General features: G+C 39.9%; 14 protein-coding genes and 1 pseudogene. 12 read left to right on the plus strand and 3 right to left on the minus strand.

All coding sequences use genetic code 11. The features are described 5' to 3' along the window. Positions 1–14 precede the first annotated feature (14 nt). The 3 genes from CDG79_RS12155 to CDG79_RS12165 are packed head-to-tail and all read left to right on the plus strand — an operon-like array spanning position 15 to position 2404. Positions 15–617: a Uma2 family endonuclease gene (locus tag CDG79_RS12155; protein ID WP_094342365.1), complete on the plus strand. Its 603-nt coding sequence runs from the start codon at positions 15–17 to the stop codon at positions 615–617. A 48-nt stretch (positions 618–665) separates the two neighbouring features. Further along, complete coding sequence (locus CDG79_RS12160) at positions 666–1589, plus strand: branched-chain amino acid ABC transporter permease (protein WP_094342366.1); 924 nt, start codon at positions 666–668, stop codon at positions 1587–1589. Between the two features lie 23 nt (positions 1590–1612). Continuing rightward, on the plus strand, positions 1613–2404 hold the full coding sequence (locus CDG79_RS12165; RefSeq protein ID WP_094342367.1) for an ABC transporter ATP-binding protein: 792 nt from the start codon (positions 1613–1615) through the stop codon (positions 2402–2404). Between the two features lie 15 nt (positions 2405–2419). Here the strand turns inward: CDG79_RS12165 and CDG79_RS12170 are convergent, their stop codons facing one another. Beyond that, entirely contained in the window at positions 2420–2863 is a 444-nt protein-coding gene (locus CDG79_RS12170) for a hypothetical protein (protein ID WP_094342368.1), read from the minus strand. Between the two features lie 244 nt (positions 2864–3107). On the opposite strand from CDG79_RS12170, the gene CDG79_RS12175 reads away from it, so the two are divergent. The 7 genes and pseudogenes from CDG79_RS12175 (at position 3108) to CDG79_RS12205 (ending at position 8793) form a co-directional block, all read left to right on the plus strand. Beyond that, the gene (locus CDG79_RS12175; protein ID WP_094342369.1) at positions 3108–3839 is read left to right on the plus strand and encodes an ABC transporter ATP-binding protein; all 732 of its coding nucleotides are present in this window, start codon (positions 3108–3110) and stop codon (positions 3837–3839) included. 37 nt (positions 3840–3876) lie between these two features. Next, positions 3877–4440 (plus strand): Uma2 family endonuclease, encoded by a 564-nt coding sequence (locus CDG79_RS12180; RefSeq protein WP_094342370.1) that lies wholly within the window; start codon positions 3877–3879, stop codon positions 4438–4440. Positions 4441–4599: 159 nt separating this feature from the next. Continuing rightward, complete coding sequence (locus tag CDG79_RS12185; protein ID WP_094342371.1) at positions 4600–4893, plus strand: DUF1493 family protein; 294 nt, start codon at positions 4600–4602, stop codon at positions 4891–4893. Between the two features lie 507 nt (positions 4894–5400). After that, entirely contained in the window at positions 5401–6048 is a 648-nt protein-coding gene (locus tag CDG79_RS12190) for a histidine phosphatase family protein (RefSeq protein WP_094342372.1), read from the plus strand. A gap of 84 nt (positions 6049–6132) precedes the next feature. Continuing rightward, positions 6133–7158 carry a glucokinase gene (locus CDG79_RS12195; RefSeq protein WP_094342373.1) on the plus strand — a complete coding sequence of 342 codons (1026 nt, stop codon included), beginning with the start codon at positions 6133–6135 and terminating at the stop codon, positions 7156–7158. A 45-nt stretch (positions 7159–7203) separates the two neighbouring features. Then, positions 7204–7806: a hypothetical protein gene (locus CDG79_RS12200; protein ID WP_094342374.1), complete on the plus strand. Its 603-nt coding sequence runs from the start codon at positions 7204–7206 to the stop codon at positions 7804–7806. A 609-nt stretch (positions 7807–8415) separates the two neighbouring features. Then, positions 8416–8793: pseudogene (locus tag CDG79_RS12205) on the plus strand (fasciclin domain-containing protein). Here CDG79_RS12205 and CDG79_RS42300 read toward each other — a convergent pair. After that, entirely contained in the window at positions 8725–8880 is a 156-nt protein-coding gene (locus tag CDG79_RS42300) for a hypothetical protein (protein ID WP_189524975.1), read from the minus strand. The pseudogene CDG79_RS12205 and the gene CDG79_RS42300 overlap by 69 nt on opposite strands. Positions 8881–9186: 306 nt before the next feature. Here CDG79_RS42300 and CDG79_RS12215 point away from each other — a divergent pair, with 306 nt between their 5' ends. Beyond that, the gene (locus tag CDG79_RS12215; RefSeq protein ID WP_094342376.1) at positions 9187–9435 is read left to right on the plus strand and encodes a DUF1816 domain-containing protein; all 249 of its coding nucleotides are present in this window, start codon (positions 9187–9189) and stop codon (positions 9433–9435) included. On the opposite strand, the gene CDG79_RS12220 is transcribed toward CDG79_RS12215, so the two are convergent. After that, the gene (locus tag CDG79_RS12220) at positions 9399–9803 is read right to left on the minus strand and encodes a DUF3775 domain-containing protein (RefSeq protein WP_094342377.1); all 405 of its coding nucleotides are present in this window, start codon (positions 9801–9803) and stop codon (positions 9399–9401) included. The two genes, CDG79_RS12215 and CDG79_RS12220, sit on opposite strands and share 37 nt — an antisense overlap. A 481-nt stretch (positions 9804–10284) precedes the next feature. On the opposite strand from CDG79_RS12220, the gene CDG79_RS12225 reads away from it, so the two are divergent. Next, positions 10285–12597: an NACHT domain-containing protein gene (locus CDG79_RS12225; RefSeq protein WP_094342378.1), complete on the plus strand. Its 2313-nt coding sequence runs from the start codon at positions 10285–10287 to the stop codon at positions 12595–12597. Positions 12598–13280: the final 683 nt, after the last annotated feature.

The raw sequence follows: 13280 nt of genomic DNA on the forward strand, positions 1-13280 counted from the left end.
AGAGACATAGCACTATGAAAACATACACCAAACAAAAATTAACTTTCGATCAATTCTTAGAACAATGTCCAGAGGAAGGTTTATATGAACTTGTGGATGGAGAAATTGTAGAAGTGCGTGCAACCAGAAATCATGATGATGTCGCTGACTTTGCGGCTGACTCTTTCAAAGATGAAATTAAACGTTTAAATCTGAATTATGTAGTAAAAACCACAGCAGTTTTTAGAACTATAACTGCCAATGGAATAGAACAAGGGCGCAAGCCTGATGTCAGTGTGATAGATAAAGATGTATGGCGCTCAAATCGTTCTGCTTATTCTGCACTTGAAGAACCCATTCAGTTAGCTATAGAAGTGACATCAACTAATTGGGAAGATGACTACGTTGATAAATTAGATGAATATCAACGCTTAGGTGTTACAGAATATTGGATTGTAGATTATTTAGCAATTGGATTAAGAGAGTATTTAGGAAATCCCAAAGTTCCGACTGTATTTGTTTTTCTATTAGATGCTGAGGAAAAATATCAACGCACACAGTTTAGAGGTTCAGAAAGAATTGTGTCACAGACTTTTCCTGAACTAACGCTGACAGCAGAGCAAATATTAACAGCTTAATAGTTGATAAAAGTGATAGTTTGATTAAGCTTAATCCAAATTTTTAAAATGGCTGATTTTTTCGCTACTTACGGTTCTCTAATTGTCTCTATGGTATTGGGGGCGTTATTAGGATTATCACTTTACTTACCGCTAATGACAGGGCAATTGTCTTTAGCTAGTCCGGGATTTTATGCTCTAGGTGGATATATTGCTGCAATTTTATCCACAAAAGTTTTGACATCTAGCAGTAGCTTATATCCCATTCCATTGTTGTTATTGGAGATGTTAATTGCGGGGATAATTTCTGGCTTATTAGGGGTAATGGTGGGAATTCCAGCGTTGAGATTACGAGGAATTTATTTAGCGATCGCTACTATCGCTTTTGTGGAAGTTCTGCGTGTCATTTCCCTAAATCTAGATATTACAGGCGGTGCTGTCGGGATTTTTGGCATTCCTCAACCTTTCCAAACCCAACTGGAATATTTATGGATTGTTCTGCCCTTACTATTAATTAGTATGGTGCTGCTTTATCGCTTAGAACGCATCCGCGTCGGTAGGGCTTTTATTGCTATCCGCGAAGATGAATTAGCTGCGGGCGCAATGGGAATCGATCCAACTTATTACAAAGTTCTAGCGTTTACACTAGGGGCTATGCTTGCAGGGGTTGTAGGTGCAATTAGTGCCCACTTCCTTAATACCTGGAATGCTCGTCAAGGTACTTTTGATGCCAGTATTATATATTTAACTTTCGTTTTAATTGGTGGTTCGAGAAGTTTTTTAGGGCCGGTAGTCGGAGGTATGGTATTTACAGCCTTACCAGAGATTTTGCGAAGTCTCGCCGATACAGGTGGTTTACCCAATTGGCTAGCACAATTTTTGCGCGATGGTAGACTAATTATTTTTGGCTTACTAATAGTAATCGGTACAATCTTTTTCCCCCAAGGGCTAATTACTCCAGATATTTTTCAAAGACGTAAAAGCCAAAAGTGAACTATTCACAATAACATGCAAAAATGTCACACAGTATTTCAGAAACTAAAAGCAGTATTGTCTTAGAAGCAAAAGCATTGACTCGCCGCTTTGGTGGTCTAGTGCCGGTAAACAATGTATCTTTTAGTGTAAACAAACATGAGATTTTTGGACTGATTGGCCCTAATGGTGCTGGCAAAACAACACTGTTTAATTTAATTACCGCTTTCATTCCACCTTCTAGCGGTCAATTAATTTATCAAGGTGCAGCAATTTCCCAACTACGTCCCCATCAAATTGCTGCTTTAGGTATCGCCCGTACCTTCCAAAATATCCGCTTGTTTGGGGAATTATCGGCCTTAGAAAATGTGATAATTGCTCGGCATTTACACACTAAAAGTAATATGATTAAAGGAGTTTTGGGATTACCACCAGCGCCTAGTGAAGAATTTAAAACTAAGCAGAAAGCTTTAGATTTATTGGATTTGGTAGGATTGAGCGATCGCGCTGACGAAAAAGCCAAAAACTTTGCCTACGGCGATCAGCGGCGGCTGGAAATTGCCCGCGCTTTAGCATTAAAACCGCAAATTTTACTTCTCGACGAACCGGCGGCGGGCATGAACCCCAACGAAAAGCAGCAATTAAGCGAATTTATCCGTAGCCTGCGCGATCGCTTCAATTTAACGATCGTCCTCATTGAACACCATGTACCCTTGGTTATGGGTTTGTGCGATCGCATTGCCGTGTTAGATTTTGGGCAGTTGATTGCTTTGGGTGAACCAGCTGTAGTTAGAAACGATCCGGCTGTAATTGAAGCTTATTTGGGTAATGAATAATAACTAACTTGAGAATTACAAAATCTGTTGCAATTCCTCAATAGTATTTGCAGTGACAATATTTCGTAAAATTGTCTTCAAACGCTCTAAATCCTGAATATGGTTAATTTCTGGCATCAATTGTAAGCCGCGATCGCCAAATTTCAACTCTAAATTAATTTCAATCCCAGAAAGTATTCCTCGTAGTTCCCCGCTTGCTTTCCCGCGTGTTTCTCCTTCGCGTAGAATTTCTTGATACCAAGGTGACTCACGTAATACGGTCATATCCCGCCTCATGATTTGTTGCACTAAAGGCGTGTCTAACACAAAGTTAGCAAAAAATGCCAGCAATGATTCTAACTCGTTCAATTGTGCATCTGCTCGTAGCGCCTGTAATGCGCGTTGCACAACTGATACCTCTCCCCCTCCTCGCAGGATTGGCACAAAGGGTAACAACGATGGTAGTGGTTGCTGAAACACTATTTCAGCATCTATCTGTTTTAAGAAATGTATGATTGATGTATCTTAGAGGTTGTTTGAAAAGTGTTTTGCTGTGACTTTAGGCACTTTTAGATCCCCCCTAACCCCCCTTAAAAAGGGGGAAGAATCAAAGTCCCCCTTATTAAGGGGGATTTAGGGGGATCTAAAACTTTTGATACCAGCAAGAGGACTTTTCAAACTTCCTCTTAGATTTTAAATCAATATTTCTGGATATAAACCGCCGATGAAAGCCGATAGTAAGCCAAACTATACAATTTTAGAAGTTCAAGAACTTGATGTTAATTATGGCGGCATCCAAGCTTTAAAAAAGATTAATTTAGTTATTCAAAAAGGCGAGGTAGTGACTCTAATTGGTGCTAATGGTGCTGGTAAAACTACTACACTCCGCGCCATATCTAAAGTAGTTAATCCTAAGAGTGGCGGAATTATCTATAATGGACATAATATTACCCGCCGCCAAACTCACGAAGTTGTACAACTTGGTATCGCCCATTGTCCTGAAGGACGGAGAGTTTTAGCGCGACAAACAGTATTTGATAATTTACTTTTGGGTGCTTATATTCGCTCCAATCAAGCCGAGATTAAAGCAGATATTCAGCACCAATTTGAGCTATTTCCTCGCTTGTCACAAAGACGCAATCAACTAGCAGGAACTCTCAGTGGTGGCGAACAACAAATGTTAGCGATCGCACGGGCTGTCATGAGTAAACCACAACTCTTGCTTTTAGACGAGCCTAGCTTAGGTTTAGCACCTGCGATCGTTCGGGAAATCTTCTCTATTATTGAAAATCTCCGGGCTACAGGCGTGACTATTTTGTTAGTTGAACAAAATGCGAATTTGGCGCTACAAATTGCCGATCGCGGTTATGTTTTAGAAGCTGGTTCTATAACTTTAACAGGTGCAGCATCAGAATTGATTAGTGATGAGCGAGTTAAAAAAGCTTATTTAGGGTAATTAATTGATTAAATGAAAATTTTGGAGGTACAAGCACATGGTAAAATCACCCACTAAACCCCTAATTTTAGAAGAGTTTTTGAGCCTACCAGAAACAAAGCCTAGCTCAGAATACATCAATGGACAAATTATTCAAAAACCAATGCCTCAAGGAAAACATAGTATTCTTCAGGGTGAACTAGTCAGTAATATCAATTCTGTAGCGAAACCTCAAAGAATTGCCCTTGCATTTCCAGAGTTGCGCTGTACATTTGGCGGACGTTCAATTGTCCCTGATGTAGCTGTGTTTGCTTGGGAACGGATTTTATTAGACGAGCGTGGAGAAGTGGCAAATGTCTTTAAGACATATCCAGACTGGACAATTGAGATTCTTTCGCCCGATCAAAGCCAGACTAAAGTAACCGGAAATATTCTACATTGTCTAAAGTATGGTAGTCGCTTCGGTTGGCTGATTGATCCAGATGAGCATTCTGTTTTAGTTTATCCACCAAAGCAGCAACCAGAACTTTTACAAGAAGAACAAGAAAAATTACCAGTTCCAGATTTAGTTAGCGGCTTTCAATTAACTGTAGGGCAACTATTTGGATGGTTGAAGTTATAAGCAATTGTATAAGTTCCTATATAGCTTTGGGAATACCAAAGGGATAGCTACAATAACCCTATCTTGCTACCAGACTATAGAGGCTTGACGATTATTACCTGGTAACAATTCCTTTGTTGATAGGATTGTTACTAGTGGAGTTTGTCACCTGAAAAGCTTATGTCATTTACAGATAGATTTAACCAACTTGCAGTAATTCTTTCTAATGAACTGGGCGTGCAAGCAAAAAATATTACTCTTAATACACGGCTTCGGGAAGACCTCAAAATAGATGGTGATGATGTTGATGCACTATTTTGTAAAATTGCTGAACAATTTAGCATAGATTGGCAGGGGTTTGTTTTTTACCATTACTTCCATGAAGAACCACATTTATTTTCTCTACTTTTTGAATGTTACTATCGCAAACGTCACGGCACACTCAAAACAATTACCGTGAGCCATCTACTATAGCGGTGTGCAGTTCAGTGAGATACAAAAACTTTGCTGAAATGATTTGACAGCAAGGACTTTGGTGTTCTCATCCAATCGATAACCGCTATATCAGTTATTGAGCGTGGAGTTTGGTTTGAACCGTCTCAGTCTGGTACTTACATTTGAGTTCTTTACACAATCTTAACTAATTTATACTTATAACTTTTCCTAATCCTTAGTATGTAGGGTGTGTTAGCGACAGCGTAACGCACCACTATCAAGGGTTTCGTGCGTTACGCTGTCGCTAACACACCCTACGTATCTTTTCAGAAATCAAACCGGATTACTATAGTCGATATTGCTTTAGAGACTTGGCTAAAAAGGCTTTAATAAAAGCTATATTGACAGCACTTATAACTTTTACTAATCATTAGTATTATTAAATATTATTACGATTTTTGTCCTATATTAATATTTGCAGGCCTCCTTGCAGATATCTATATATTTGTTTAGCGGCGAATTCTATTCACCGGAATGATTAAACTTATGAGTCAAATAGTCTGGATAGCAAGACACGCTAACCGCCTCGATTTCGTAAACCCCGATTGGTTTCTCACCGCCGAACGACGCTACGATCCACCCTTGTCTGATGATGGTATGCTTCAGGCACAGCAGTTAGCTAGACGATTGAAAAAAGAAAAGATTGGACATATTTTCGCTTCTCCTTTTCTGCGAACCGTACAAACAGCAAACGCAGTTGCAGAAATGCTCAACTTGCCGATTAAACTCGAAACAGGCTTGAGTGAATGGCTAAATCCAGTTTGGATGACGGAAGAACCCGAAAGACTGTCAACTCCAGCATTAGCAAAGTTATTCCCCAGAATTGACAACAGCTATACCTCACGGATCGCCGCCAAATTTCCTGAAACTCACGAAAAAGTGCGAGAACGTTCTGGGCAAACTGCTAGATGTTTAGCTACTGAGTTCTTCCCAGAGGATATACTGCTAGTGGCGCATGGTGCATCTGTGTTGGGCGGAGCAATGGGGCTAGTAGGGGACATTGCCAAAACAGAAGTCAAAGCTTCTTTGTGTTCTCTGGTAAAAGTGGTACGCCAAGACCCAGAATGGTTATTAGAACTAACGGGAGATACTTCCCATTTAACCCACATAGAAGAAGTTATTCGATTTGCTTAAACCTTTGATAGAGATTTGCGTTCATGGCTTCTGGTACGTTGGGTATATCCTACAAAAAAAGTAATTAATTCACGTATAAATTCTATGACTTTGTTACTAGCAGGAGACATCGGCGGGACGAAAACTATTCTGCGATTGGTTGAAACATCAGATTCACCAGCTTCACATACTATTTATCAGGAAAGTTATCACAGTGCTGATTTTCCCGATTTAGTACCCATAGTGCAGCAGTTTTTGCTCAAAGGTAATACACCAGTACCAGATAAGGCTTGTTTTGCGATCGCCGGGCCCATCGTCAACAATACTGCCAAGCTAACCAATTTAGTCTGGTTCCTGGATACCGAACGCCTACAAGAAGAGTTGGGTATCCCGCATATTTCTTTGATTAACGACTTCGCCGCCGTTGGCTATGGCATTTTAGGTTTACAAGAAAAAGACTTTTTGACGTTACAAGTTGGTCAATCCAAACCCGAAGCCCCCATTGGGATTATTGGTGCTGGTACTGGCTTAGGGCAAGGATTTTTAATTAAACAAGGAAACGACTATCAAGTTTTTTCCTCAGAAGGTGGACACGCTGATTTTGCTCCTCGAAACGAGATCGAGTTTCAACTGTTAAAATACCTGCTGGATAAGCATGATATCCAGCGCATTTCTGTAGAACGGGTAGTTTCTGGAATGGGAATTGTGGCAATTTATCAATTTTTGCGCGATCGCAAATTTGCCACCGAATCACCAGATATCGCCCGGATCGTCAGAACTTGGGAACAAGAAGCCGGACAAGAAGAGAAAAGTGTCGATGCTGGTGCTGCTATTGGTACAGCTGCATTGCAAGGTAGCGATCGCCTTTGCGAACAAACCTTGCAATTATTTATAGAGGCTTATGGTGCAGAAGCCGGCAATCTGGCCCTTAAACTCCTACCTTATGGTGGTTTATACATCGCTGGTGGGATTGCGCCCAAAATTCTCCCCTTAATCCAAAATAGCGGTTTCTTATTAAACTTCACCCAAAAAGGCAGGATGCGCCGCCTCCTCGAAGAGATCCCCGTGTATATTATCCTCAACCCGCAAGTGGGGCTAATAGGTGCTGCTTTATGTGCTGCTAGGTTATAACAGCTAGCATCATCAGTAAGATCGGCATCTCAAAAGGTAAAACTTATGACAGTTAAAAATCTGTTGCCATTAATCGCCGCCACCTTTATCTGTGGTGGTTCTATTCTCGTGGAAGCGCGTCAACCTAAACCTCCCGTGGCTGTTGTCAAACCAACAGTCTCTAAAACCGTACAGCCACGATGGAAGTTATACACCCCTCCCGATGGACGTTTTACTATTTTGATGCCGGGAAACCCCAACAGAAATACCCAATTCCAAAAAACTTACATGGGGGAAATTACCTTAGAAATATTTTTCGCTCAACCACCAAAACAGGAAGTAGCATACATAGTTACTTACAATGATTTTCCTTATAGTTATGGTCAAATAACTGACCCCCAAGCTGTACTTAATAATGCCAGAGATATGGCTTTAAAGACTACGAAAAGCAATTTAATTAGTCAGCGAAATATTCGTAGTTATAATAATCATCCTGGTAAAGAGATTGAGTACATCAATTCTGGAGGAAAAATCACTATAAATAGAATGTATATTGCCGAAGGAAGGCTATATCAAGTAATGGCAATAACTACAAAAAAACAGCAAAAGACATTAGCTAAAACTATTACTGGGTATTTAAATTCCTTCAATGTAGTTTTGAAAAACTGAAATAATTCGTACCCTGCGGGTACTCTGTTGGAGAACTCGCAGAGTAGCCGCTACGCCTCTATGGATGTAATCCACTCTGACCTTCGCTTCAAAGCCTCTCTCCTAAAAGGCTACAAGCGTTGGATCTGCTCTTGTTGGGTCTGTATTCCATGCAATTGAGAACCGCTATATTACCTAGAGCGGTAAAACTTGCTAGAGGTAGGTTGGAAGCATAGTAAACTCGTTTGATATTTTCTAAGACGCATACGTAATTAAGCCTTTAGTCTCACCTCTCCAGTTAGTTTTGCCGTTCTAGTATATTACAAGTAATTGAGCGAACTCAATATAAGCAGGTAGACGCAAATAATTAAAAATAGTATATAGTCTGTAACAGACTTTGTAATGCACTGCAAACCTGATAAAAAATCTTGGATTGTCGCTAACAAGATTTTTCCTTTGACTCCTAACTCATAAATTCTGCTGGATTTTAATTATTTAATTTTTTAGCTGAAATATTAGCTAAAGTTATACAATTTATACGCTACTCAACCACTTACTAAAACATGATTTCTAACACTAGGATGTCATGCTAAAACTAATTAGCAAATTACACATAACCAAGTGAAATAAATGGCTAATATTACTGATACTGCCGTTAACGCTGGTTCTTTTAGCACCCTAGTTGATGCAATCAAGGCTGCCAATCTGATAGATACTCTCAAAGGCGTTGACTCGTTCATCGCCTCTGCATCTACAAGCCAAGCGTTTGCCCTGTCCATCTGGTACTGTAGAGACGTTGCTCAACAATATTAATAAAATCCAGGAACTCCTGACGTATCACGTTGTTTCCGGTAAGGTAATACCCATAAAGCCGATTGAAGGTTCAAGTTTTAAAATTGATCCTTTCAATAGTATTAATGCAGATTATAATCAACAGCCTCAAGACCCGATGCTGCTGATGATAACCGTGTCATCCACATCATTATTGATTCCTCGGTAAATATATAGATAGCGAGTAACATCTGTGGGGTAGTGACTATAGATAGTTTCTACCTCATTACTGTCTAGATATATTTTAAAGAACTCAACTTTCATCAAATATCAAACCTCTCTCCTAAGAGGCTAAAGTTTACACACAAGTCTTCTAACAATTGAGGCTTTGAAAATGAAACATTTATTTACGAGTCAAAGTAATTTGATTACTGGTTCCAGCCAGAATCATATATCTACAGAAATCAGTCAATCTATGAAGGGAAAGTATACTTGTCTTTGCTGTTCAAATACTTTACTCCGTCACGTGAGTTCAGGGGGAGCTTACTGGCGTTGTAGCTACTGCTATCAAGAAATGCCAGTTTAGCAATAAGGTCTTTAATCAAGTTCAATTAATTATTGTTATCCATTATGAATTTATTTCAATCTAATCAATCAGAGCTTGCTTGGTGGGTAGAAATTAACACAGCTGTTCCGCGCTGTACTTATTACTTTGGCCCTTTTGATAGTGAAAAAGAAGCACAACTTTCTAGAAGTGGCTATGTCGAAGACTTATATCAAGAAGAAGCCAGAGACATCATTGCACTAGTCAAGCAGTGTCAGCCTGATGTCCTGACAATTTTTCACGATAAAGCAGAAGTCCATGTATCTAGTTTTTGAAGCCCGTTCCGCAGATATTTTGCTAAAAGGGGTCTTTCGATAATATAAGTGGTTGCATAATTTTGAGGTATAAGCTCTACTACTTGTTTAACCAGATTTAGGAAGTCTTCTAAATGTCCATCTGCTATACCTCTACCTAGCCACATAAGAGCTATTAGCTCTGCTTTTTCTTTCTGGGAAAATTCGTCAATATATTTGTGTAATATATTTACTGAAGACCTTCCTGTAATGTTGAAATCCTCTAAGTGGTTAGATAATTTATCTATAAATATTTCTGGTTTATTTGTTATCCCAGATTCCATTTTTCCATAAACTAATTCAGCAATTTCAATAACGTTACCTATTTTGTTGATTGATAAAAACTTCATATCTTTATATTGGTTATGGAGTCAATAACTACAAATTAAAAAATAGAGATTATTCAGTTATTTCTCTGACGAGAATTTTATAAATATAAAGATATATTAAACTAAGACAATACTTATATAAAGCAATTATAAAGTTATCCCATAGCAAGTAACCACTAACTAAGCATTACAGATAAATGTTTAAATTCAGGTTTTCCTAAAAGGTTGAAATGTATATAGCGGTGTGCAGTTCAGTGAGATACAAAAACTTTGCTGAAATGATTTGACAGCAAGGACTTTGGTGTTCTCATCCAATCGATAACCGCTATAAGATGAATATATAATGTTTGATTTCAACACAAAAGGTTAAAAAAATGAGAGTAGAGTTTGGGATTTTGTATAACTTTAAGCGCGTAAAATGCTAGAATCACACAAAGGCTATAAGATTGCAGATATTAATAAAAGTTAAAGTCCATGATTTGAGGAGCAGGGTTTTTGTCCTATGGCCAAGCGATCGCTCCAGGCATCACTCATCGGTATTCAAGAAGCTAAAAGAGCATTTGCTCTCAAGGGGTGGACTCAAGATAATCTAGCAGGGGAAGTAAACCTCAAGACTAGACAACCGATTTGGCGGTTTTTCAGCGGCCGTCCGGTTGAACGTCATACCTTTATTGAAATTTGTTTGGTGCTGGAACTGAATTGGCGGAAGATTACGATTGATCCGCCGGCAGAATTCATGGAACTAGAAGAATACAGCCAGATCAGTGGGCTGGATATTGACGGCTTAGTGGAATTAGTGCGATCGCAACGCTTCGACAAAATTCAAGACCAGTGTGGGATTTTGCAGTTATTGGATATCAGCCGTCCTGTTGCGATCGATGATATATATATTGATGTAAATATTTTAGAGTCAATTGCCAGTCTTCAGTCGTTAGAAATTACTGAACTGCAAAACCTCGATCCAAAAGAATTTAACCGTTTTGGCTTAGGTGAAGTTGACCAAAAACAAATACCTGGTACACACGCAGTTAAAACATACTCCAAGCTCAGGGTGCTAGGCAAACCAGGAGTAGGTAAAACTACCTTTTTGCAATATCTTGCCATTCAATGTAACCAAGGTGAATTTGCGGCGAATCAGGTGCCAATCTTCATTACCCTAAGAAATTTTACTGAAGAATCTAAAGTAACCAACGAGTTCAGCCTATTAAAATACATCCGCCAGGAGTTCCTCACATCGGAAATTTTAGATCCGTCAGTCATTGAAACTTTACTTAGTGCAGGCAGAGTGTTAGTGTTGCTTGATGGCATGGATGAAATTCTGAACCAACAAAGCAACACTGTCTTAAGCGAAATTCGCAGATTTTCAGATAAATATCACAAAAATCAATTTGTGGCCACCTGTCGAACAGCATCTCAAAAACTCAGCCTCAGAGGCTTTACCGATGTTGAGATTGCCCCATTTACCTCAGAACAAATCCGAAGCTTCGCTCAAAAATGGTTTGTGACATTTACCAAGACCAACATTCCAGATGGTGAGGCGGAGTCTGTTCGGTTTATTCAGAAGTTAGACTTAGATGAAAACTGGCAATTTCGCCAACTTGTAGTTACACCTCTATTTCTGCATCTTGCTTGTTGGGTGTTTCACGGTCAAGAAAAATTTCCGACTAAGCGGACTGACTTTTATAAGGAAGGTTTAGACCTGCTATTGGGCAAATGGGATGAAGCCAGAGGCATTGAACGGGATGAAGTTTACCGAGGGTTTTTATTACCACAAAAGCTCAAGTTATTGAGTCAGATTGCAGCAGCAACATTTGAGCAAGGTCAGTACTTTTTTGAGCAACGCATCGTTGAGCAATACATTGGTGACTATATTCAGAATTTGGACAAGGTGCCAATGGATGCTGAAGAACTCCAAATAGAAAGTGAAGCGGCCCTGAAAGCGATGGAGGTTCAACATGGGCTACTAGCAGAACGGGCGCGGGGAATTTTTTCCTTCTCCTATCTGGCGTTTCAAGAATACTTCACGGCGAGAAAAATCGTTGCCAGTTATAACCTAGAGGCATTTGGGCAAGCTCTAGAAGGATTAGTTAGTCACATTACAGACCCGCACTGGCACGAAATTTTCTTGTTAACAGCTACCATGCTCCGAAGCGCAGACTCTCTGGTACAGTTGATGAAACAACAAATTGATGCACTCGTTGCTCAAGACTCTCATTTACAAGAGTTTTTGACCTGGGCGAGCCAAAAATCTCGCACTATTCCAAACCAACCAAAAGAGGCGACAACTAGAGCATTTTACCTTGCCTTGAGTCGGACTCCTCACATAGCTTCTCACTTTGCTCTAGCCAGCAGCCTCGACCAGGGAATGTTTCTGGATGCGGCATTAGATGACCTGCTAGTGGAGTGTGCAATTGATGGGAGCCAGGACTTTGCCCACATCCACGCCTGTGGAGATTCTCTAAGCAACATTATGGGCATTGTTCTGGATGTTGGCCTCTATAAATCTCTGCAACAACTCTCTGACCAATTCCCAAATTCTCGTCAAACTCAAGAACGATTGCAACTATGGTGGCAGACAAACTATTCAGCCTGGGCTGAACAGTTAAAGATGACGGTCATTAATTATCGCAACATTAACCACCAGTGGCACTTTAGCCCTGAACAAAAGCAAGTACTGCAACGATACTACGATGCCAATCAGTTACTACTTGATTGTTTGCATAGCAATTGTGAAGTGACGGCTGCTATCAGGCAGGAAATTGAAGCCAGCTTATTATTACCTCAAAAGGAACTTGAGGATAGGGAATGGCAATAGCTCTCTTGCTTAAGGGAGCATCTCACCTTTGCAAATATACCAGGCGATTAGAAATCGCGGCTGGGAGCATCCCAAATGTGTAAATTTATTTTTTGGTAGTGCGGGCTTCTAGCCCGCTTCCTGGACATTAGGGAGCAAGATGCTCCCACTACAAATTTTATTTTGGCAAAATTGGGATGCTCCCTCGCGGCTACACAAACGAAGTCCGCCTACGCGGACTCGAAGAATTTGTTTTGTTTGTATACCCGCGATTTCCATTCGCCAGGGCAGGCGTGTTTTTACAAAAGTGAGATGCTCCCCTTCTCTTACGCACCATCCCAGATTTTCAGTGTATTATGCTAATGCACGCTACTAAAACTACGCGGGTTACATAAGAAGCTTAATTTTCTGTTAATCAAACTGGGCTACCCTATAGGAAGCGGCTTTGCATCTATATTTATGTCACCGCTAATTCTATTGCTCTGGCTCTAAATTGACACTAATGGGCATTGCCATCCATGCCCTTATATTAAAAAGTTTCCTACGTTTTGTGTCGTAGTCAATCAACTCATTTAGGAAATCAAACAACACCCACCCATAGTACAAGAACAGAACCTAGTAATTTTAACCATTAAATGGTTCTCTGCTAATTTGTATTTGACCTATCTGGTTGTCTCACCTCCTTAAAAACTACAGATTTTTCA

Origin of the sequence: Nostoc sp. 'Peltigera membranacea cyanobiont' 232 (genome assembly GCF_002245985.1) — a bacterium.
Taxonomy (GTDB): Bacteria; Cyanobacteriota; Cyanobacteriia; order Cyanobacteriales; family Nostocaceae; genus Nostoc.

Bases quoted from the DNA above. Each gene is read 5' to 3' on its own strand.
- CDG79_RS12215 (WP_094342376.1), top strand. From the start codon at position 9,187: ATGAATTTATTTCAATCTAATCAATCAGAGCTTGCTTGGTGGGTAGAA.
- CDG79_RS12190 (WP_094342372.1), top strand. From the start codon at position 5,401: ATGAGTCAAATAGTCTGGATAGCAAGACACGCTAACCGCCTCGATTTC.
- CDG79_RS12175 (WP_094342369.1), top strand. From the start codon at position 3,108: ATGAAAGCCGATAGTAAGCCAAACTATACAATTTTAGAAGTTCAAGAA.
- CDG79_RS12225 (WP_094342378.1), top strand. From the start codon at position 10,285: ATGGCCAAGCGATCGCTCCAGGCATCACTCATCGGTATTCAAGAAGCT.
- CDG79_RS12195 (WP_094342373.1), top strand. From the start codon at position 6,133: ATGACTTTGTTACTAGCAGGAGACATCGGCGGGACGAAAACTATTCTG.
- CDG79_RS12220 (WP_094342377.1), bottom strand. From the start codon at position 9,803: ATGAAGTTTTTATCAATCAACAAAATAGGTAACGTTATTGAAATTGCT.
- CDG79_RS12155 (WP_094342365.1), top strand. From the start codon at position 15: ATGAAAACATACACCAAACAAAAATTAACTTTCGATCAATTCTTAGAA.
- CDG79_RS12200 (WP_094342374.1), top strand. From the start codon at position 7,204: ATGACAGTTAAAAATCTGTTGCCATTAATCGCCGCCACCTTTATCTGT.
- CDG79_RS42300 (WP_189524975.1), bottom strand. From the start codon at position 8,880: ATGAAAGTTGAGTTCTTTAAAATATATCTAGACAGTAATGAGGTAGAA.
- CDG79_RS12180 (WP_094342370.1), top strand. From the start codon at position 3,877: ATGGTAAAATCACCCACTAAACCCCTAATTTTAGAAGAGTTTTTGAGC.
- CDG79_RS12160 (WP_094342366.1), top strand. From the start codon at position 666: ATGGCTGATTTTTTCGCTACTTACGGTTCTCTAATTGTCTCTATGGTA.
- CDG79_RS12185 (WP_094342371.1), top strand. From the start codon at position 4,600: ATGTCATTTACAGATAGATTTAACCAACTTGCAGTAATTCTTTCTAAT.
- CDG79_RS12165 (WP_094342367.1), top strand. From the start codon at position 1,613: ATGTCACACAGTATTTCAGAAACTAAAAGCAGTATTGTCTTAGAAGCA.